The sequence below is a fragment of the [Flexibacter] sp. ATCC 35208 genome (assembly GCF_001975825.1).
GTDB lineage: Bacteria > Bacteroidota > Bacteroidia > Chitinophagales > Chitinophagaceae > Chitinophaga.
In genome coordinates this window covers 21,814-44,386 of the sequence record NZ_MTKN01000032.1, presented here as the reverse complement: position 1 = coordinate 44,386, position 22,573 = coordinate 21,814, and the positions used below count along the sequence as shown (strand labels likewise).

Below are 22,573 nucleotides of genomic sequence, written 5' to 3'. Positions count from 1 at the left end.
GACTGCCTCAAAAGTAACTTTGACTTTTGAGGCAGTCTCCCCTTTGCATTATCTAAGAAAATACCCCTAACCAAGAAAATCCATTTCTTCTTTTGACAATGAGATGCCTGCGGCAGCAATATTTTCTTCTAAATGCGGGATAGATGTAGTACCGGGTATAGGTAGTATCCATACTGATTTATGTAATAACCAGGCGATATTCATCTGCGCCACTGTAATACCATGTGCATCTGCCACCTGTTGTAGTTTTTGCTGTTCCCCACCGAGCGATGTTTGTAAGGAGAAAAATGGAATAAAAGGAATTTCCTTTTGCTCACATAACGCCAATACCTCCCCTCCCTGAAAACCAAATGGACTGTTAGGATCAGTGACACGATGTGTATAACTATACAGATTTTCAACTGATGCGATATTCGTTTTGCTGGTAGCCAAATGGAACTGCTCCGGCGTAATGTTCGTCAATCCAAGATGCAGGATCTTCCCTTCTTTTTGCAATGCCAGCATCTCCTCCAACGATTCTTCATAACTTCCCGGCGTACCTGCTGCTTTTCCAAAATGCACGAGCGGTAGCTGTTCCAGTTTTAATTCCTGTAAGTTATTCTCGATGCTCTTCCTCAACTCTGCAGGTTGACTATAAGGTAGCCAGCTTTTATCGCTACCCCTCGTACCACCTACTTTTGTGGCAATGATGATGTCTGAAGCATAAGGGTAGAGTGCATCGGCCAGTAATCTGTTCGTTACACCCGGTCCATAGAAATCTGCGGTGTCGAAAAAATTCACGCCCAATTCTACAGCTCTTCTCAATAATCTGATGGCTTCATTGCGATCTGCTGGTTCTCCCCACACATCCTGCCCGGTCAATCGCATAGTGCCATATCCTGGTCTGCGGGCAGTGAGCGGATATGCTGTATCTTTTCCAAATATTATCATAGTGATTTTCTATATGATGAAGGCGTTTCGCCGGTAAATCGTTTGAAAAACTTTGTGAAGTTGGACACGTCATAATCTAACTTATGCGCGATGTTTTTGATAGATAGGGTTGGGTCTGCCAATAGTTTTATAGCCTCTTCCAGAATACGCTGTTCGTAGAAATAACAGGCATGGTGTCCCGTATGTAGTTTGACTACATTACTGATATGTACCGGGTGCAGACACATGATCCTGGCGATATCCTTTAGCTCATACATCTTCACTGCACGCCCTGCCATGAAATCATCCATATGATCATTCAGGACCTGCATGAATTGTGAGGTGATCTCTTCCTTCCTGCTGATTATGTTATCTGGAATTTGCTTACCCATAATGCAAATATCGAGTATAGGTAAGCAAAAAAATGGTGAAGTGTCAAGTTTTTATTCCCCGCTCTTCAGGCTGGTATAATCATAAAACCAGCTATTGAGGGGTTTGGTCTGGGCAGCGGTATGCATAACAGAAATTGTCAGCACCGCGAGCAGGGCTCCTATACTTTTCATTCGATTTGATTGAGATGATTTGATTGGTGGGAGAGCAAATATAACTATTAGTCCATTAATTTTGTAGATTAAACAAAACATTGTATGTTTGCTATGTTATAAGGCATGTCTCCACCAAAACCTCCCTTATATCAGTATCGAGAATGTTATACTGAGGTAGTTGATTTCTTACTAATTTATTTTTCCGTTTTTTTATTCTGCTAAGCCAGCGCTTTTAGCTATGACTGTGCTATGCCCAACCAATAGTATTGCTTCTATATCAACCTAATAATATAACAATGAAACAGAATCAGTTTATTCATTCCATCCCTATCAGTGTGTCTGGCAATAAGACTAGTTGCTGCTGCTGTTAATAATCCTCTCTTTTATTTCCTGTTAATTCATCATCCGCAGGCCATACGTTCATGGCCGGGGGGAAGTCTTTGTCTATAATCAAAAATGTCATGTATAAAAAGTTAGTTTTACTGGCTTTGCCATTGCTGTACGCAATGCTATCGCCTGCACAGGATAAGCCACTGATTAATTCTTCCGTGAGCGGAACAGTGGTGGATGCCAGAACCAAAGAGCCTTTACCCGGTGCATCTATCAGGATTGAAGGTGTAACCAATCAGACCGTCACTGATGATAAAGGTCATTTTCAATTGATAACCGGACAGAAGTTGCCCTACCATGTTATTGTACGCTTTATTGGGTACGATACTTTAAGAGTTGAATTAACTGCTTCACCTGCGAAAATTGAATTGACACAAACACTGAATCAATTAGAAGGTGTCGTAGTTGTAGGTTATGGTACACAGAAGAAAAGTGATGTTACCGGGTCTATTGCTTCTGTACCTCCTGCTGTGAAAGAACAACCTGTAAACTCCATTGAACGCTTGCTGCAAGGGTCTGTATCAGGGGTGGTGGTCACCCAGACAAACGGACAACCCGGTGGTGGTGTGAGTGTGCAGATACGTGGTAACAACTCTATTTCTGCAGGGAGTGATCCACTCTATGTGATCGATGGTTTTCCTATCAATAACAATTATAGCGTAACGAATGCCGGTGTAACGAATGGACCTAATATTAATCCATTGTCTACATTGAATACTGCCGATATTGAATCTATCGATGTATTGAAAGATGCTTCTGCTACTGCAATTTATGGTTCAAGAGGTGCGAATGGTGTGGTATTGATCACTACCAGAAAAGGATCAAAGAACAAATCTTCTATTAATTATGATGGTTACTATGGGGTACAAAAAGTAATTAAAACGATTCCTTTACTGAATGCACGTGAATGGTGGGCATTGAGAAAAGATGCGGCTACGAATTCAGGTAAAACTGTAACATTGCCGACTGTAACAGGTTATACACTGGATACTACAGGCGAAGGGACTGACTGGCAGTCGGAAGCTTTTACCACTGCGCCGATGCAGAGTCATAGCCTGTCTATTTTTTCAGGTGGTGAGAAGACACGTTTAGCAATTGCGGGTAACTACCTGAAGCAGGAAGGCATTCTTATTAAAACAGGTTTTGAACGTTTCTCTGCACGTCTGAATGTGGAGCATGATTATAATAAAAAACTGAAATTAACATCCAGCATTATTGGTACACATACAAAAGCGAATGTAGCACCTTCCAATATTGTATCCGGATTGCTGTATACGCCACCTTCCTTACCGGTTTATCAGGATAATGGATCTTATGTTATCAACAGTCCTTTTGAAACAGTGTATGCTAATCCAATCAATACATTGAATAACCAGACAAATGAGACGAGTACGAATCGTTTTCTGGGTAATATGACTGGTGAATACACCATCGCCGAAGGTCTGAAAGCCAAGGTGCTATTGGGTGCAGATGTTATAGACAATAAGCAGAACAGGTACCTGCCTAAATCTACTTATGAAGGATCTTCTTATAATGGCTATGCAGCTGTAGGGTCTCTCTTTACTTCGAACTGGTTAGAGGAAAATACGATCACGTACGACAAGCAATTCAACGACAAGCACAGAATCAGTACAGTAGCAGGTTTCACCGCACAGCAATCACAGTCAAAAGGGGTAACGGCGGCATCTTATGGCTATACCTCTGATGCGCTTTCCTATAATAACCTGGGTAGTGGTACCAGTGCTGCCACACCGGGTTCTTCTGCGCTGAAATGGTCACTGGCCTCTTATCTCGCCAGGGTGAATTATGCTTTTGACGACAGGTTCCTCGTTACCTTTTCATTCAGGGCGGATGGTTCTTCCAAATTTTCTGCCGGCAATAAATGGGGGTACTTCCCATCCGGGGCCATCGGCTGGAATATTTATAAGGAACGATTCTTTGAAAACGTAAAAGGGATCAATGTTTTGAAGCTCCGTCTCAGTGCAGGTTCCACGGGGAACCAAGACATAGATGCTTACCAGTCGCTGGCCAAAATCACTTATTACCCCTATAATTTCTCAGGAACGGCGGTTTCAGGTTATGCCCCAAGTACGGTATCCAATAAGAACCTCACCTGGGAAAAAACTTTCCAGGTCAATGGAGGACTGGATGTAGGATTGCTGAATGGACGGATCTCTATTGTGGCCGATTACTATTATAAGAAGACGACGAATCTGCTGTTGACAGGTACTGTACCAGGTAGTTCAGGATTGGCCGATCTGACGAATAACCAGACTTCTACCACCTATCAGAATATCGGCGCCATCTCCAACAAGGGTTTTGAGCTGAATGTCAACTCCAATAACCTCACTGGTGCTTTCAGGTGGAATACGATCCTGAATTTCTCCAGGAATACAAACAAGATCCTCCAACTGACGGAAGGTGTAAATGAATACATTCCAAGCAGCTCAGCGCCATCTATTGCCAAGATCGGGCATCCTGTGGGTTCCTTTATCGTGTACAAGACAGATGGCATTATTCAGGAAGGTATGACCCCATTAACCCCACAGGCAGATGCAAGTCCGGGTGGTCAACAGTATAAAGATATCAATGGAGATGGCAAGATTACATCTGTAGACCGTATCATTATTGACAACCAACTTGATTTTACTGCTGGTTTGACAAACTCTTTCAGCTACAAAGGATTTGATTTGAATGTGTTCTTCCAGGCTTCTGTAGGTGGAAAATTATATAATACCAATGAAGCGCAGCTGGAACTGGGAACGGGGTATACCAATGGATCGAAAGTAATGCTGAGAAGATGGACGCCTACTAACACCAATACAGATGTAAAGGAGGCTTATCAGGATCCGGCGATTACGATGTCTGATCGTTTTATTGAAGACGCTACTTATTACAGACTCAAGAATGTTTCGCTGAGTTATTCTTTTCCAGGATCTTTCTTAACAGCAGCAAAATTAAAGGGATTAAGATTGTATATCTCTGCACAGAATCTGGTTACCTGGACGAATTATACAGGCTTTGATCCTGAAGTAAGCAGTAATGGCCAAACCCTTATCAATAAAGGCGTTGACAACAACTCTTATCCAAACAATAAGTCATACCAGGCTGGTATTACCCTCACTCTTTAATTTGATTTTTTATGAAGTTCTATTATATACTTATTGCTATCAGTTTATTGTCTTCATCCTGCAAGAAATTTCTGGAAGAAGATCCGGAATCATTTGTATCGGAAGAACAATATTATAAGACAGAATCAGATGCAGAAACAGCGATCAATGCTGTGTATTACCACCTGAATACGGGCACTGTGCAAAGCCCTTACAACACCTTGTTTAATACAGGTATGAATATGGCGGATGATGATGAAGATCCGGGACCGGGTGCTACCAACTCTGATGTACGTTCACTGGCAGTATTATCTCATTCTACCAGTAATCAACGTATCTATGAGTTATGGCAACAACATTATGCGGGGATCAGAAAAGCGAATGTAGTATTGGCCAAAGTGCCGGATATTACTTTTAGCGATGAGACAAAGAAGGCAAGAATTCTTGGCGAAGCGAAGTTTCTGAGAGCACTTTTTTATTTCAACCTGGTAAGGCTGTTTGGCGATGTGCCGCTGGTAACGACTTATGAGTCTGAAGTACTGGCATCCTCTTATTATACGACAAGAACTTCATCTGATTCTGTATATGCAAAGATTGAAGAAGACCTTACAGCCGCAGCAGCTTCCCTGCCTGTTTCTTATTCTTCTCCGGATGTAGGAAGAGCGACTGCCGGTGCAGCAAAGGCATTGCTGTCCAAAGTATATTTATATGAAGCTTCTCTGCCACTGAATATTACCAGCAAATACCAAAGTGCAGTGACTGAAGCTGAAGAAGTGCTTTCTTCACAGGATGGTGGTACTGGTAGTTATGGTTATGATCTGTTCACCGATTATTCTCATGTCTTTTTACCTGCTTATAAAAATGGAATAGAGCATGTGTTCTCCGCACAGATGCTGGCTAATTCCAATAGCCAGGATAACAATGAAACGCAGAGAGCCATTTATTCTTCTATACCGGGATTGACTGGCAACTATGCACACATGGTGCGCTATTATACAAATGGGAATGACAATTACTATAGTATTTACAAAATATTCAGGGCAGATGATAAGAGAAGAGATGTAACATTTGTACGCAGTTTTACAAGTCCGACTAACAGTAAAAAATATGCGTTGCCATTATCGAACACGGCTGTTCCAAATGACTCCACTCCTTTCTATAATAAGTGGTGGGATCCTAATTATGCCAGTGCTGGTGAGTCTTCTACCAATGTGACGATCCTTCGGTATTCAGAAGTTTTATTAATTCATGCGGAAGCGGAAAATGAGTTGAATGGCCCAACTGCCAAGGCCTATAAATCTATCAACAGGGTGAGGGCAAGAGCTGGATTACCTGATCTGGTAACAGGTCTTTCTAAAGATCAGTTCAGAGATTCTGTGTACCTGGAACGTAGGTTAGAGCTGGTGTATGAATACCAGCGATGGTTTGATCTGATCCGTGAGAAGGATGCAGGTGGCAGTGGTATTTTGCTCACCAGTCTGCAAAAAGTGGGAAAAAACAATGTGGCGGCAAAGCACTATTTATATCCTATTCCTCAAACAGAAATCGACAATAATCCTTTACTCACACAGAATCCCGGGTGGTAGTAAAACCCATTCTTTCTAAGTATGAAAAAGAAATTTTTGCTATTCTTCATGGTAGGAGGTTTTTCTTCCTATTTATATGCGCAGGATACCACCTATAAAGGCAAGGTAGGTAAAACCCTTGCGGAATCACAGGAGTGGTGGGCACCTGTTATCAAGGCGCCGGCAGGAGCTCCCAATGTTGTTTTGATCCTTTTGGATGATGTGGGGTTTGGCGCTTCGAGTAGTTTTGGCGGGTTGATTCGTACACCGGTATTGGATCAGTTAGCCAACAACGGGTTGCGGTATACAAATTTCCATACAACTGCTATTTGTGCCCCGACACGTTCTGCGTTGCTCACGGGGAGGAATAGTCATTTTGTACATGAAGGCGGGTTCTCGCACATTGCAATGTCTGCAGGTTTTCCGGGATGGGATGGACGTATCCCTTCTTCTGCAGGTACGATAGCGGAGATATTGAGAGATAATGGGTATAATACTTTTGCAGTAGGTAAATATGGATTGACACCGGATGAAGATGCAACGGATGCAGGTCCATTTGATCGCTGGCCGGGTGGAAAAGGATTTGAGCATTTCTTTGGATTCCTGGGGTCTTCTACTGATCAGTATAAGCCAGATCTGGTAGAAGATAATGAACATATCAAACCTGATGGCAGACATTTGAATGAGCAGATTACGGACAAGGCGATTGCGTATATTGACAGACAACATAAGGTGGCGCCGGATAAACCGTTCTTCCTCTATTATGCACCGGGGGCTACGCATGCACCGCATCAGGTAGATAAATATTGGAGTGATCAGTATAAGGGGCAGTTTGATGAAGGATGGGATGTGTACAGAGAAAAGGTAATAGCACAGCAAAAGAAGCTGGGTGTAATACCTAACTATGCACAGCTGCCGGATAGGAATTCGAGGGTGAAGGCGTGGAATAGTCTTTCTGCGGAGGAGAAGAAATTGTTTGCACGTTTCTTTGAGGTGTATGCGGGATACCTGACTTATACCGATTATCAGATCGGTAGATTAGTGAATTACCTGAGAGAGCAGAATCTGGAACAGAATACAGTGATTTACGTGATCATCGGGGATAATGGTGCGAGTAAGGAAGGGACTGTGGATGGTGTGATTAAACCAGGGTTGAATAGTACGAATCAATCTTCTGAAGCGGAGTACTTGAAGAAAAACCTAACTTTTATTGATTCTATTGGTACTGCGGGGGCGAATACAAATTATCCGATTGGATGGGCACAGGCAGCGAATACACCTTTTAAAGATTGGAAGCAGGATGCGCATTCGGAGGGTGGTACGCATAATCCGTTGATCATTTATTATCCGAAAGGGATTCAGCAGAAAGGTGGGATCCGTGAGCAGTATGGACATGTGATAGATATACTGCCTACTACGCTGGAATTGGTAGGGTTGCAGAAACCGGCGTATATCAGGAGTGTGAAGCAGGATTCTATACAGGGTACATCATTAGCTTATTCTATTAATGATGCGAAGGCGAAGTCAAGACATCTGATACAGCATTATTATATTTTTGGTGCGAGGGCGTTGTATTATGATGGGTGGAAGATTAGTGCGGCGCATAGACCAGATGGGATAGATTATAATTTTTCGGAGGGGAAGAAATTGGAGAAGACCAGGTTTGAAGATGATACGTGGGCATTGTATAATTTGAACGAGGATTTTAATGAAAGAGTGGATTTAGCGAAGAAGTATCCGGAGAAGTTGGAAGAGTTGAAGAAGTTGTTTGAGATACAGGCGACGGTGAATAGGTTGTATCCGTTTATTGATACGTATGACAGGAATAATAAGTTGATACATCATCCGAATGGAAGTGATCAGCAGGGACCGATAAAATAAAAGTATCCGCAGTGCGGAGATAATTTTAATAAAGCTGAAAAGCCCGCGGAGTTCCGCGGGCTTTTCCTATTTTTGACCCTATGTCACAGGAATTAGATAAGCGCCCAGGGGAACTCAGTATCAAAAAGTCCAGTCTTAGCAAAGAGCAAAAGACTTTTAATAAACTGATTCAACAAATTGCCGCACTCCGGCAGGAGTTGGCGGAATTGACGGCAGTACTGGATAAGCAACGCCAGCATTATATCAAATTTATCTATCCCTTCATTCAGCAGCTGACTGATTTGCGGGGGCAACTGGCTGTGTTGATGAATGGGTTTATGACTATCTCCAAAGGCTTGTCTGACCATGAGAAAGAAGACCTGCGGTTGTTGATCCTTCAGTTATTAAACGATATCTTCAGGTATCAGCAGACGGATCCGGAGGGGGAATTGCTGGATATATTCAATGCCTTGTCTGAGACCTCCTACCATGATATCAATGAAGCGTATCTGACTAAGCTGAGAGCGGCGGCGGCTAGTGATGAGACTTTGCCTGCACCGGTTAGTACGACAAAACGCGAACGTTATAAAGAAGAGAAGGAACGGCTGCTGGATGCACTGCGCAGAAAGAATATTCAACAATTGTACAGACAACTGGCTAAGTTTTTCCATCCGGATCTGGAACAGGATCCAACAAAGATACAATTGAAGGAGGAGCTGATGAAACAGCTGGTGATAGCGAAAGAGCAAGAGGATCTGTTGAGCATGTTACAACTGGAAATTCAGTGGATTGAGCAGGAAGACAGGCATCCTGAGTCGCTGACGAATGATAAGTTACACCTGTATAATACTACATTGAAAGAACAGGTGAAGGATTTGCAGGAGCAGATCAATTCGCTTTTCAATCATCCTAAATATGAGTTTTTGCAGGGGTTTGCAAAGACACCGCAAAGTGCGAGGTTCATTGATTGGAAGAGTGAGAAGAATAACCTGGATCATCTGCTATATGGGTTTAGAGATATTATCAGCGGATTATCGCAGGATACGAAGAGTGCATTGAAGGTGTTGAAAAGTGTTTTAAAGCATAATGTATAATACCTGATGAAGTATTTATTTTTTATCCTTATTACCTGTTTGTTATTTTCCTGCCATCAAAAAAAGGATCCGGAGATGGATTCGCAGGCTGGTTATTTTAATGCTGTTGCTAAGAATGATATTTCATTGCCGCCACCTGCGTATGGAGATTGGTTATATAAGCATAAAGAAAAGGGACAAAATCTGGCAGCTTATCAGGCCACTAAACCGGTAACAGATAAGAAGGTGATTTATCTTTTGCCAATGGGGGATTTTACTGCTATGCAGGAAAAAGTGTTGCAGGAGACGAGGAATTACATGGAGATTTTCTTTCAGCTGAAAGCAGTATTGTTGGAGCCAATATCTGATAGTGGCATTGCTTCAAGGAAGTTCGAGGGGCATGTGCAGTTATTAGCTCCTTATATATTGGATAGTGTGTTGATTAGCCGGAAACCGAAAGACGGACTTGCGATGATGGCGATCAGCGCAAGGGATTTATATCCGCAAGCGGACTGGAATTATGTGTTTGGACTGGGATCTTATAGCAGAAGGGTAGGTGTGACATCTATATACAGGTTACAGGATACAAGTTTTTTAAGGAGATTGGTGAATATTTCTTCACATGAGATCGGACATATGTTGTCGATGAATCATTGTATACATGCAAAGTGTGTGATGAATGGAACGAATGGTTTGTATGAGACGGATAGAACACCGTTAAGGTTGTGTAGTGAATGCCAGCAGAAGTTATATTGGAATTTGAGGTTTGATAATCAGCAACGGTTGAAAGAGTTGATGGCATATTGTAAGGATAAGGGGTTTGAGTGGGATTGGGAGGTGTTTAATAAGGATGGCCAATAAAAATGACTTAACTGCCTGATAGCGATTCAGATCGGGCATCTCATTTATAAAAAAAGAGAAATTAACTGACGGGATCTATTATCAGCTTTACCATACAAATATTCTGTTTCACCCCGATTATAGATATTCTCTCTGGAATTTTTATTTTCTTTACTGATATAATAATTTACTACCATGAGAATGTTCGTAATCGCCCTATTAGTACTCTGCTGTAGCTGCAGAAAATCGACCACTAATCCAGTTACTTACACTGATGATGATCTGACTGGACCAGTATCACGCCCCAGCAGCGGGTATGGTGCAGATGGCAGTTATACGGTGGACAGTGTAAGTTTTGATAGTCCTACTTATACTGGTAAAAAAGTCACCGTATTCTACCCCAAAGAAGCGACGGGGCCTGTGCCTGTTATTTTTTATTCACATCCTTATGGAGGTGAAGAGGTGTCTTATAATATAGGCTTGTACAATTTTATTGCAAAGAAAGGTTATGCAGTGGTGTTTGCACCTTATCCTACCACAGGTGTAACAGTAGATTCAAGGTATAATACTTTGTGGCAGAGTTTTCTGAAAGCAGTGAATGACTATCCAAATATTATTGACACTAAGAAGGTGGGATTTATGGGGCACTCTTTTGGCGGCGGTGCTTCTTATGCATTGGCATATAAAGGATTTGTGGACAATGGATGGGGTGAAAACGGCCGGTTTATTTTTACCATGGCACAGTGGTATTCTTATAATATTACCGATACACAATTGCAAAGTTTTCCTTCCAATACGAAATTGATTTCAGAAGTATATAATGATGATGTGACAAATGATCACAGAATGTCGATAGATATGTTTAAGCATATCAATATTACGGATGCGGAGAAGGATTATATTTTAGTGAAGCAAAGTGTGGTAGATGGATATACTTATACTGCTGCCCATGATTTGCCGAATACAAGAACGGCTTATGATGCCTATGATTATTATGTGGTCTATAGATTGCTGGATGCGATGATCGATTATAGCTTTAATGGAAATGCGAATGCGAAAAATACGGCATTAGGCAATGGATCATCTGCACAGGTAAGTCTGCCACAGGGTATGACGGCACTGGAAGAAACGGATAATCCTGTAGCCGCGTTTACGCAGAGTAAATATTTATTTCCGTGTGGATCCAGCGATAATCCAAGGATTGCAAATTGTGAATAAAAAACAAATTCCTGTTGCTGCCTTCAGCAGCAACAGGAAACAAATACCTGCGGTGGGCTTTCTTAATGCAATAATCTGATCATGACTTCAGCCGCTACCCGGCCTTTCATCTTTAGTTGATCTCTGCTGGTGTTATCCCCCACTTCATACGTCAATGCTTCTGCCCCCAACTCGCGGGAGAGCCAGCTTTTGGAGACGTTCCCCCCATTACCACTAGGCTTTACCCTGGCTTTGAACCCAGGTATCGCCTGCTGGAATTCCTTTAACCACTGAAGGGTAAACCCCGGCCTGTTCGTATGCACTGAATCTTCATTGATATAAAATACATCCTTGTAAGTAGAATGAAAGTCAAGACCGAAATACACCTTCGCCTCCTGTGCAGCAATGGTCTTTTTCAGGTAGTCTTTTACTGCTTTCGTTTCAGGTTGTTTGAATTCATCCCAGTCACGATTCAGGTCTACACCACCAAGGTTATGCCTCCAGTCTCCTTCGTCCACGCCATCCGGATTTAACATAGGCATGATCAGGATCTCATATTGCTGACGAAAGCGAATCGCTTCCGGCGTATTGGCAGTTACCACCCGAACGAATTCCTGCATAGCAAAATAACCTGTTACCTCCGGTGGATGCTGACGGCTTAATACAACAATGAGTTTTTTGCCATCACTCCCTGTTGTATGCAGGGCAACAATTGGCTTGTGCAAAATGCTGTAGCCAATAGTTTCGTGTTGCACATTGGGCAGACTATCTATCCAGTTGTACACCGCAACAGAAGGAATCACTTCCTGTGCCGCCACTATGAGTGAATCAGGAGATGTCAATAAGGTGAACCATGCTTTTGTACTGTCTGCCGAAAGACGCACCTGTGTCGTATCTGTCCATTGCCGGCCATCGTTGCTGATTTTAGGATCATAGCGATGTTGCTCCCTGTCATAATCTAAGCAGAGATGTATGCGCCCGGGCCGATCTGTCCATACACTGAATGCATACCAGGGACTTGGATTGATGGGTGCATTTTCAGGAAGAATGGTAATCTTAAAAGTACTATCATCTACCTGCCTGATGTCATTCGCCCGGGCACCAGGAAAACGGTTGCTGAAGTGTACGCCTCCTTTAAAATCATACTCCTTTCTCACCTGCATCTTTACCTTCACGAAGGAGGATGTTACCTGCTGTGTACCTTTACAGGCACACAACAGGAATAGCATATAAAATAGTCTTTTCATCTTCTTTACAACGGGTTTTGCTCCATCAATGAATTCGCATTCATTTCATCATCAGGTATCAGGAACTGCCAGCGTTTGTCACCTGCATCGACTGACAATATATTGGCCAGTGCAGACGTGTGATTACTGTTCGTTCTGTCCAGCGCACTATTCGTACGCTTCAGATCCAGGAACCGGAAACCCTCTGCCCACAATTCTACCCTGCGCTGTACCATGATCTCATTTAATAATGCAGTACCTGTACTGGTAGTTAACTGGTATTGCGGATCCCTGTTTACAGCTAAGGTATACAATGCTTCCGCAGCTTCCGCATCATGACCACCTTCTCTCGCCAATGCCTCTGCTGCTATCAGGTACATCTCTGCTGCACGCATGTAAGGAATGGCACCTGCTGTAGAGTTGATATCGGCTACGAGATATTTACGATGCATATATGCTTTGCGAACCCCATTGTTCACAATAGGAAAAGCAGTATTCTTACCTGTAGAATCCCAGAGTCCTTTACGAACATCGGTGGCTGTGATCTTTGCATATAACAGTTTATTGATGGCTTTCGGATTGTTTTTGGTGTGTGATGAGCTGTAAAAGTTAGCCGACATATAAGTATAAAATGTGCCATAAGTATACAACTGATCTGCCAGCTGATTGATACCCCACATCCATTCATTGTTAGAGATATCGGTGAAGCCTGCCATGTATACGGTATTCGTCATCAGCGGAAAGCCATTCAGTGCTTTCATCGCATAACTGGCCGCTGTTGCATAGTCCTGCATGGTGAGCGCCACTCTTGCTTTTAGACCTTCGGCTACATTCAGATTAAAGTGTGTTTTGGCCGTACGTGCCGCTGCATCGCCGAATAAGGTGATAGCTGCATCCAGGTCGGCATTGATCTGTGTATACACTTCTTCTACAGTGTTACGTGCATGTGCATCTGTGTTACTCGTGGTCATGATGGGTACGCCTAACTGTGTATTTTCCTTACCTGCATCATACCGCTCGCCGAATAACTGCACCAGGTAAAAATGTCCCCATGCACGCAGGCTCAGGGCTTCAGCCTTAATACGGTTCTTTTCGCTCGTCTCCCCTTCTACTGCATCGATGTTGTTGATGATACTGTTTGCATTAGAGATGATGATATAATAAAAGCGATAGGCAAAGTATGTCAATGCACTGGAGGCATCGCGATGACTGTTCCACTTATACGCTTCCCTGAAATAAGAGGTACCTGCTGCCGTATGCACCACATCGTCGCCCATCCAGTCGATATTGATCATCATGGCGCCCTGCCCGTCTTCTGACTGGCCGGCGTATTGTATATACAGTGCACGATATATTCCATTCAAGGCCTCTTCTGCATTGCTGATATTACTGAATACCACCTGATCAGAGATGGCATCCGTTGGAGAGGTATTCAACTCTTTCTTACAGGAAAAAAGCGTGATGGCTGCTATTATGAAGATGTACTTTTTCATGTGCCGGAAAAATTAGAGTGAAAAATTAGCACCGATTGAAATGATGCGTGCCGGTGAATAAGTAGAGGTAGATGAGATCACACCTGTAAACGCCTTCGATGGATCCATCCCTTTCATGGAAGTGAGCATAAACAGGTTCTCGCCTGACACATAGAACTGTGCACTGCGCACGCCAATTCTTGACAGCAACTGCTTTGGCACCATATACCCAAGCGTAGCTGATTTTAAGCTCAGGTAAGATCCACTCATCAGCCAGCGATCACTGTTCGATGCATTGAACGCACTGCTCTGACTATTGTCCATACGCGGTACATCAGTGATATCTCCTTCTTTCTGCCAGCGTTTCAACTGATCTTTGTGTAGTGCATAACCGTAAGTGGTGCCAGAACCCATGAGCGTAGCGTATTCTCCATTATATACTTTTCCACCCAACTGATATATAAAGGTGAATTGCAGGCTGAAATTTTTATATTTAAATGTATTGGTGATGCTACCATAAATGTCAGGTATTGCACTGCCGGCGTAATGATAACGGGCATTGTTATGATCTGTAGTCACCGTATCTCCTTTGTCATTGACAAAAGTGGTCGTTGCATCATCAAATGCATCCGCTTTGTAAAGGGTGGCGCCGTTTGCAGGATTTACACCATACCAGTCACGCAGCCAGAAGTCATAGAGAGAATGACCCACCTTACGCTTTTTGCTGTCTGTGATAATTTCTTCCTGTGGCAGCTTTGTGATTTTGTTTTTGAAAGTGGTTGCATTGATACCCAGGTTCCAGCTAAAGTCTTTGTGACGGATCACATCGCCGGACAACTGGATCTCTATCCCCCTGTTGTACATGCTACCAATGTTCTTTGCCTGTGTTTCCACACCGGAGGTAACAGGTAAGGGTACATCAAAGAGGAGGTTGCTGGAACCACGGTTGAATACTTCGAACGTACCGGAGAGTCTGTTTTTAAAGAATGCAAAATCAATCGCCGCATCCAGGCTATTGCTGGACTCCCACTTCAGGTCAGGGCTGGCAATAGTCGATTGTAGCAAACCCGGTTCTGATCCATTGTTATACCCTACGGAATACAATGCCTGATACAGGTAGTAACCTGACAAATCATCTGAGCCCACCTGTCCATAAGAAGCTCTTAATTTCAGCTGATCTACCCAGTCTGCTTTGAAGAAATGCTCTTTATTGATTTCCCATCCTGCACTCAATGACCAGAAATTTCCCCAGCGGTTTTCCGGAGAGAACTTGGATGATCCATCTCTGCGAAAGGACGCTGCCATCAGGTATCTGTCAGCATACGCATATTCTACACGGGAGAATAAGCCTTCCGTACGATAAGTATTGGTATATGAACTCAGATCGGCCAGCGTCGCAAAATTGTCTAATTCAGTAGAGCCTTCTACGATCTGACTGGTTCTTTGTCCATACAGGTAATTGTATTCGTAGCGGTAATTTTCATGACCTAACAATACTTTGATACCATGCTGTCCTAATTCTTTGGAGTAGTTCAATAACTGGTTAAAGTTAGTCGTCGTCGTGATTGAGTTAGTACGATATGAACGACCGGAACCCACAGCATCGCCAATCTCCGCATTGTCATAGACAGAGGATAGGTAGTTGTTCACAGCACTGCTAAAGTTGGTGGACAACTTGAAATCTTTCAGAATAGTAATTTCAGCAAAGGTATTGCCTGTGAGCATATTCCTTTTCAGACGGTTCTGATTCAACACTGTTTCTGCCAATACATTTCTGCCAGTAAATACGGGACGCGCAGAACCCGCATCCCATACTTTCTGACCGGTAGCATCTTTTACATATGCACCATCTTCGTCGTGTTCGTATACAGGATAAATAGGGCCCATTCTCAGGGCGATATAAAATGGATTTTCGTTGAGACCACTCCCGGTATTTGCCTGATCGGATGATACCATTGTACCTGCCAGGTTCACACCGGTGCGGAACCATTTATTCGGAGTAGCTGTCGCATTTACACGGGCAGAAGCTCGTTCAAAGTTAGAGCGGATGGAGAAACCATCATCTTTCAGATAGCCTACAGACATGTAATAAGTGCCTTTGTCACTACCGCCGCTTACATTGAGGTTGTATTCACTACGTTCTCCATTTCGTTCCAGCGCGCGTTTCCAGTTGCCATAATCTACATCGTCTGCATATAGTAATTTTGCATCCGGGTTCAGTGTACCATCAGTGAGTACGATCTGATCGTCGGCTACATTGAAGGGATTATAACCCAATGCGGATTTGATATTGGCAGAAGCAGCGGTGCTGGCATCTGTTACACTGGAACCACTGGAATACACGAGGCTGTTGCGATAGGCTTCCCATTCCAGTGGATAATAATCTTTCGATGTCACTCTATCATAATCAGGGAAAGCTTTGGCGCTAAAGCCATGTGATACATTGGCGTTCACCTGCATACTATTCTTCTTCCCTTTTTTAGTGGTGATGAGGATCACACCATTGGCGGCGCGGGCTCCATACAAGGCTGCAGAAGAAGCATCTTTCAGGATAGAGATACTCTCGATATCTGTAGGATTGATGCTGCTCAGTGCATTGTCATAAGGCGCACCATCTACTACATACAATGGCGCATTACCGGCATTTACAGAGCCAAAACCACGGATACGGATATCTGGTCCATCTCCGGGTTGACCACCGCCAATCGTTGTTTGTATACCCGGTGCTGCACCGGTAAGGGCGCTGGTCAGGTTGGTCACAGGTCTGTCTTCAATTTCATTCGCTTTGACCTGTGCCACAGCATTGGTCAGGTTTTTATTTTTCGAAGTACCATAGGCAATGACTACTTCTTCCAGTTGTTTTGTCTCTGGCTGTAGCGTTACATCCAGTGTGACTTTGCCGGCAATGGACATTTCTTTTCGTCCATAGCCGACAAATGAAAAGATCAATACGGCATGTTCATCATTGACAGTAAGGGAATAATTTCCTCTCGCATCTGTCATGGTGTGTACACTGGTATTACCTTTCACACTGATGGTGACATTCTGTAGTGGTACGCCACCTTCGTCCGTCACCTGTCCCTTGATGGTGAACTGGTCGGGAGTGGCCATCATCCATTCCTTTTTGTCATGTTCCTTCGATTTGATGAGGATCATTTTGTCGACAATATCATAGGATAATGGCTGGTTGTTAAAACAAAGTTTTAATACGTCCTCGATGCTGGATGTATTCGTGTTACAGGTCACGGGTTTTGACTCTTTCATGAGTTCTGCGGTGTAAAGAAAATGGTAACCACTTTGTCTGGTTAGTTCTTTCAATACTTTTTCGAGTGGCGCATCCTTTACTGACAGCACAATCCTTTGTTGCGGTGATGCCATGATCGGGATTTGCAGGAGGATACATACTAGCAGCAGCAGACAGCTACTGGTAATTCTTCTAAATGCCATAGCGATGATCATTTGGTTGATAAAAATGCAATGTCCTTTAGCACGCCGGCGTGCTATTACAGCTGATTAAAAATTGGTTGATTTGCTTATCGTTTACTTTCCATTTGTTACTGTTAACTTGTGACCTTCCATTGAGAATGTTACCCCGCCGGTAACAGTTAGCATATTTAAGACCTGCGCCAGTTCCACATTACGGGGGATAGTTCCGTAAAAGTGTTTGGCCGGTAGCTGATTGTAACTGACCTCTATGTTATACCATCTTTCCAGTTGTCGGAGTACCTGTTCCAGAGAAGTATTGGCAAACTGGAACTGACCATTTTTCCACGCCAGTACCTGTTCTTCATCCATCTCATCTGCCACGCGCAGGTCATTATCTGCCCATGCCTGCTGGCCGGGTTTCAGGATACAGGTATGTTGCGCATCGCTGACTTTCACGCTGCCTTCCATCAGAGATACGATTCCCTTTGGTTCATTTACATAGGCGTTCACGTTAAAGTGGGTACCGAGTACATCGATGTTCATTTTGTGTCCTGTAATTACTTTGAATGGGTGTGCCGGTTGTTGGGCCACCTCAAAGTAGGCTTCACCTGTGAGTTCTACGATCCGTTCATTTCCAAATCGAACAGGGAATCTCAGTGTGGAAGCAGCATTGATCCATACTTTGGTACCATCAGAAAGTACCAGTGCATATTGACCTCCTTTAGGGATATTGATGGTATTATATACTATGTTGTTTTTTTCGTCGGCGCCTTCGTAGGTCAGCTGACCATGGTGACTGGTAATCGTTGTATTGCCCTGTTTTGCCAGCGTACCATTTTGCAGACTATCCAGTGTCACAACTGAACCATCGGATAATGTGAGCGTTGGTTGAGTACCACCGGGTAGTATGTGTGGAATACTCATTCCAGTAGTTTTTACCTCTTTTGCAGGATGCAGGAAGTAAAAAAGACCTGTTCCAATGAGCAGTAGAATAGCCGCTGCTGCTGAAAGTATGCTGAAGATCCGGGTCTTTTGGATGCGGGGAAAACTACGTGCTTTTATCACTGACTCCTCTCCCATCGCAGGATTCCAGGGTAGGTTCAGCAATTCAAAATCATCCTGGTAAGCATGCAATAGTTCCAGTTCCTCGCTATTGCAAAGTCCGGCATCATACTTTTCATATAGTTTGAGATACTCTTCCCTGGTCATACATTAATAAAGAGACAAATGGGGGGAAGACACACACATAGTTTTGAAGTTTTTTTTTTAAATTTAAGTACTGTTTGTTTTCACTCTTTAATTCCACTTTTATGAAGACCCTAACTTTACTATGGTTATTCCTTGCATTTTATTCTGCAGTTCTTGCCCAGGTACCCTGGCTCCATGTAGATGGTAACCGGATCAAAGACTCCATTGGTAACAATATTACCCTGAGAGGTGTATCTATTCTGGCGCCGGAGCATAATAATGAATGTACCACCTGTAATACCAAATCTATCAGCGAAATGCTGGAATGGCAGGCAGATGCCGGCAGAGGTTGGCAATCCCGCGTTGTACGGTTGCAGGTGACGTGTGCCAAGGTGAGCGATCCGGCACAGAGTTTTGCTGATATCATAGATCCTTATGTACAGCAGGCGATTGCTAAGGGATTGTATGTTATCGTAGATCTGCATTTTGTTTCTAATTATGGTTCAGGTGGTATACCGCAGGTATTAGTGATGAACTTCTGGAAATATGTGGCGCCAAAGTATGCGAATACACCGAATGTATTGTTTGAAGTATATAATGAACCGATCAATCCGGATGTATGGGCGACCTGGAAGAGTTATATACAACCAGTGATTGATACGATCAGGGCAGTGGCGCCTAAAAATATTATCCTGGTAGGTGGGCCGCAATGGAGCACGCGTGTAAACAGTGCTTTGGCAAGTCCGATGACGGGAGCGAACCTGGTATATGTATATCATATTTATCCTAATCAGGGAGCAGCAACAACGGCTAACCTGAATACGAAGTTTGGTACGGCTGCGCAGACCATTCCCGTGATGGTAACGGAATTTGGCTGGAATGATAACAGTAGTTATTCAGATGCGGTGACACATGGTACAACGACTGCGTGGGGAACGCCTTTCAGAACTTATATGGATGCGCATCCGGAATTAGGCTGGATCGGGTATATTTTCGATAACTTCTGGAAACCGCAGTATTTCGATTGGAGCTGGAACCTGATGAATGGAGAGAATCAGGGGCAGTTCATGCAGCAATGGTTTATTGACGCACAGAATTCCGGACAGCCACAGTCAGGCAATCTGAGAGCATATGGAGTGTCTCCTACTGCTATTAATCTGGCGCTACCTCCGGATTCAGTAGGTGAGTTAAAGCGTGCGACCATAAGTGGCGGACCTTATACCATCATTGATACAGTGCTTACGACCAATTATTCTGATACAGGATTAACAGCCAATACGACTTATTATTATGTGTATGGCAATAGCGGGGAAGTTTCGGCTACTACTGATCCTGTCGGTTTTGCACCTGACCTGCCCATGTACTTAACAAGTGAGGCGGGGAATCAGGTGGTGCAGTTAAACTGGTGGAAAACTGCCGTAGGTGCTACCAGCTACAATGTGTACAGAGCTACAGCAGCAACAGGACCCTATACATTAATAGCTTCGGGCATTACAGGCACTACTTATACAGATGCCAATGTGACGAATGATGTGACTTATTATTACAGGGTATCCTCAGTGGCTACGGTAGAGAGCGCACTGGGACATGTGGTGGAAGATATGCCTTCGGCCAATATCGTTTTTGTGGATAATACGGGAGCGGTGGCAACAGGTACCTGGAACAGCAGTACTTCATTACCGGGGTATTATAGTACAAATTATATGGTGGATGGGAATACAGGTGCTACCGGTGGTAAGAGTATGCGATACTCTCCTGATCTGGCTGTGGCAGGTACATATGATGTGTATATGCGATGGTCTTCCGGCACTAATAGAGCTTCCAATACACCTGTGGATGTAAATTATTCAGGTGGTAGCAGTAGTTACATCATTAATCAGCAAATAGATAATGGGGTGTGGAAATATTTAGGTACGTATGATTTTGCAACAGGGACAACCGGGAATGTGTTAATACGAAATGATTCTGCAAATGGGTATGTGATTGCAGATGCGGTAAAGTTTGTGCTGCATCCTGAGGAGATTCCGGCTTCTTTTATGAAGCGGATTGCCAACAATTCACTGGTGATTTATCCTAATCCGGCTACAAATACCATTCAATTTTCAGGAGTGGATGTGAATGGGAAATATATTACCGTATACGATCTGAAAGGTGTACGAAAGATGTCGGTAGTAGGGCAACAGCAAACGCTGGATATCTCTGCTCTGCAACCGGGTATGTATTTCGTGGTCATTCACGGGGCGAAAACGGTGACGGGGAGTTTTATCCGGAATTAAAAGGTGGTCGGTTGTACTGATTATGATTTTTTGTTGAAAACTCCTATCTTGATTCTGTTATGATTAATGATCAGACGGCAGATGAAAATTTATGGGAGGCAATACAGGAGGGTCATACAAAAGCTTTTTCGCTTTTGTATGACCGGTACTGGTACAGGGTGTATACGACTGCATTTCATCATCTGAAAGATCAGGAGACCTGCATAGAAGTAGTACATGATATTTTCCTCAATTTATGGCAGAAGCGGACGCAGTTGCAGATACAGTCTTTTCCAGCGTATCTGACCACGGCAGCGCGTTATCATGTGTATAGAAAGGCGCATCAGCAGCAACAGCAGCGGGTGACTTATACAGATACGCTGGAATTGCTATCACAATCTGAAGAACGGAATACGGCAGTGGATAAATTGCGGGAGGCAGAGTTGGAGGTGAGATTGATGGCGGCGTTGGCAGGGTTGCCCAAAAGGTGTAGGGAGATATTTTTGATGAGCAGGAAGGAGCAGCTGACGAATGAGGAGATTGCGGTGAGGTTGGGAATTAGTAAGCGGACGGTGGAGAATCAGTTGACGTATGCGTTGGCGATATTGAGGGATAAGTTGAAGGATTTGATTGTGTTGGTGTTGTTGTATCAGCAAATGAAGTAAGGGGGAGGGAATATTGGGTTCGTTTATCAGCATATGAAATAAAGGTCTGAGAATATTAGTTCTATTATATATACAATTGAAATAAAGTCCTGAATCTGGTAGTGAATCATTTTGAATTTAGTCAAGCCGGCCGCAGGCAACTGCATGGGAGAGCCGGGTGATTCTTTCTAAGAAAATTGAAATTGATATATACTACTGAGAATGTTCGTTTTATTATATCCTCATGCCAAATAACTACATTTGTACCCATGAAATGGTACATCATTCCGGCATTGTTAATATTTTTACACCCTGATACATTTGCCCAATCAAAATTACAACAGTTTGATGATCGTGTGCTCGAAGATCTGGCGGCTCACCGTACGCCGGGGCAGACAAAGATGTGGCGCACTATTTCCAATATGAATGATTATGTAGATGTGGGCATACCTGTAGTGGTATTGACAGCGGGGTTAATTAAAAACGATCCTGACATGAAGCAGAACGCCCTGTATATTGCAAGTAGTACAGCGACTACTTTCCTTCTGAATACGCTGATTAAAGTGATTGTAAAGCGACCCAGACCCTTTGTAAGTAATGTAAGACTGAAAGCAGTGTACGAACCTACATCCTATTCATTTCCTTCTGGTCATACTTCTTCTGCTTTCAGTGCTACTACGGCGCTGGCCAGGGCATATCCCAAATGGTATATCATAGCGCCTTCCATGGTATGGGCATCGGCGATAGGCTATTCCAGGATGTACCTGGGGGTACATTATCCTACGGATGTGGCTACGGGCGCCTTATTGGGTGTAGGCACTTCGTTTGCCTTAGGATTTATACGCCCGGGTTTTCATTGAAAATCCGCCCTTG

15 protein-coding genes are annotated in these 22,573 nt (G+C 43.5%); 9 read left to right on the top strand and 6 right to left on the bottom strand.

From position 1 onward, the window contains the following. Nucleotides 1-66: 66 nt before the first annotated feature. Both BW716_RS20005 and BW716_RS20000 read right to left on the bottom strand, forming a co-directional pair. Nucleotides 67-930, bottom strand: a complete 864-nt coding sequence (locus BW716_RS20005) for an aldo/keto reductase (RefSeq protein ID WP_083725251.1) — start codon at nucleotides 928-930, stop codon at nucleotides 67-69. Further along, nucleotides 927-1,301 (bottom strand): AraC family transcriptional regulator, encoded by a 375-nt coding sequence (locus BW716_RS20000; protein WP_083725249.1) that lies wholly within the window; start codon nucleotides 1,299-1,301, stop codon nucleotides 927-929. The genes BW716_RS20005 and BW716_RS20000 overlap by 4 nt, the downstream gene beginning before the upstream one ends. Before the next feature lie 614 nt (nucleotides 1,302-1,915). On the opposite strand from BW716_RS20000, the gene BW716_RS19995 reads away from it, so the two are divergent. The 6 genes from BW716_RS19995 to BW716_RS19970 all read left to right on the top strand — a co-directional run bounded on the left by BW716_RS19995 (nucleotide 1,916) and on the right by BW716_RS19970 (nucleotide 11,510). Continuing rightward, complete coding sequence (locus tag BW716_RS19995; protein ID WP_083725247.1) at nucleotides 1,916-4,975, top strand: TonB-dependent receptor; 3,060 nt, start codon at nucleotides 1,916-1,918, stop codon at nucleotides 4,973-4,975. A gap of 11 nt (nucleotides 4,976-4,986) precedes the next feature. Further along, nucleotides 4,987-6,540, top strand: a complete 1,554-nt coding sequence (locus BW716_RS19990; protein ID WP_083725245.1) for a RagB/SusD family nutrient uptake outer membrane protein — start codon at nucleotides 4,987-4,989, stop codon at nucleotides 6,538-6,540. 21 nt (nucleotides 6,541-6,561) lie between these two features. Further along, nucleotides 6,562-8,400, top strand: coding sequence for an arylsulfatase (locus tag BW716_RS19985; protein ID WP_083725243.1), 1,839 nt, complete (start codon nucleotides 6,562-6,564; stop codon nucleotides 8,398-8,400). Nucleotides 8,401-8,480: 80 nt separating this feature from the next. Next, nucleotides 8,481-9,473, top strand: coding sequence for a hypothetical protein (locus BW716_RS19980; protein WP_083725241.1), 993 nt, complete (start codon nucleotides 8,481-8,483; stop codon nucleotides 9,471-9,473). A gap of 6 nt (nucleotides 9,474-9,479) precedes the next feature. Then, nucleotides 9,480-10,313, top strand: coding sequence for an archaemetzincin (locus BW716_RS19975; protein ID WP_083725239.1), 834 nt, complete (start codon nucleotides 9,480-9,482; stop codon nucleotides 10,311-10,313). A 174-nt stretch (nucleotides 10,314-10,487) separates the two neighbouring features. Then, the gene (locus tag BW716_RS19970) at nucleotides 10,488-11,510 is read left to right on the top strand and encodes an alpha/beta hydrolase (RefSeq protein WP_083725237.1); all 1,023 of its coding nucleotides are present in this window, start codon (nucleotides 10,488-10,490) and stop codon (nucleotides 11,508-11,510) included. Between the two features lie 62 nt (nucleotides 11,511-11,572). On the opposite strand, the gene BW716_RS19965 is transcribed toward BW716_RS19970, so the two are convergent. The 4 genes from BW716_RS19965 to BW716_RS19950 form a co-directional block, all read right to left on the bottom strand. Further along, nucleotides 11,573-12,736 carry a M14 family metallopeptidase gene (locus BW716_RS19965; protein ID WP_083725235.1) on the bottom strand — a complete coding sequence of 388 codons (1,164 nt, stop codon included), beginning with the start codon at nucleotides 12,734-12,736 and terminating at the stop codon, nucleotides 11,573-11,575. A gap of 5 nt (nucleotides 12,737-12,741) precedes the next feature. Beyond that, nucleotides 12,742-14,208, bottom strand: a complete 1,467-nt coding sequence (locus BW716_RS19960) for a RagB/SusD family nutrient uptake outer membrane protein (RefSeq protein WP_083725233.1) — start codon at nucleotides 14,206-14,208, stop codon at nucleotides 12,742-12,744. A gap of 12 nt (nucleotides 14,209-14,220) precedes the next feature. Further along, nucleotides 14,221-17,634, bottom strand: a complete 3,414-nt coding sequence (locus tag BW716_RS19955; protein ID WP_179091198.1) for a TonB-dependent receptor — start codon at nucleotides 17,632-17,634, stop codon at nucleotides 14,221-14,223. Between the two features lie 93 nt (nucleotides 17,635-17,727). Next, nucleotides 17,728-18,822 (bottom strand): FecR family protein, encoded by a 1,095-nt coding sequence (locus BW716_RS19950; RefSeq protein WP_083725229.1) that lies wholly within the window; start codon nucleotides 18,820-18,822, stop codon nucleotides 17,728-17,730. Between the two features lie 101 nt (nucleotides 18,823-18,923). Here BW716_RS19950 and BW716_RS19945 point away from each other — a divergent pair, with 101 nt between their 5' ends. The 3 genes from BW716_RS19945 (at nucleotide 18,924) to BW716_RS38660 (ending at nucleotide 22,560) form a co-directional block, all read left to right on the top strand. Beyond that, nucleotides 18,924-21,077: a cellulase family glycosylhydrolase gene (locus BW716_RS19945; protein WP_083725227.1), complete on the top strand. Its 2,154-nt coding sequence runs from the start codon at nucleotides 18,924-18,926 to the stop codon at nucleotides 21,075-21,077. Nucleotides 21,078-21,136: 59 nt separating this feature from the next. Further along, nucleotides 21,137-21,721: an RNA polymerase sigma factor gene (locus tag BW716_RS19940; protein ID WP_083725225.1), complete on the top strand. Its 585-nt coding sequence runs from the start codon at nucleotides 21,137-21,139 to the stop codon at nucleotides 21,719-21,721. A 248-nt stretch (nucleotides 21,722-21,969) separates the two neighbouring features. Next, nucleotides 21,970-22,560 (top strand): phosphatase PAP2 family protein, encoded by a 591-nt coding sequence (locus tag BW716_RS38660; RefSeq protein ID WP_083725223.1) that lies wholly within the window; start codon nucleotides 21,970-21,972, stop codon nucleotides 22,558-22,560. Nucleotides 22,561-22,573 lie beyond the last annotated feature (13 nt).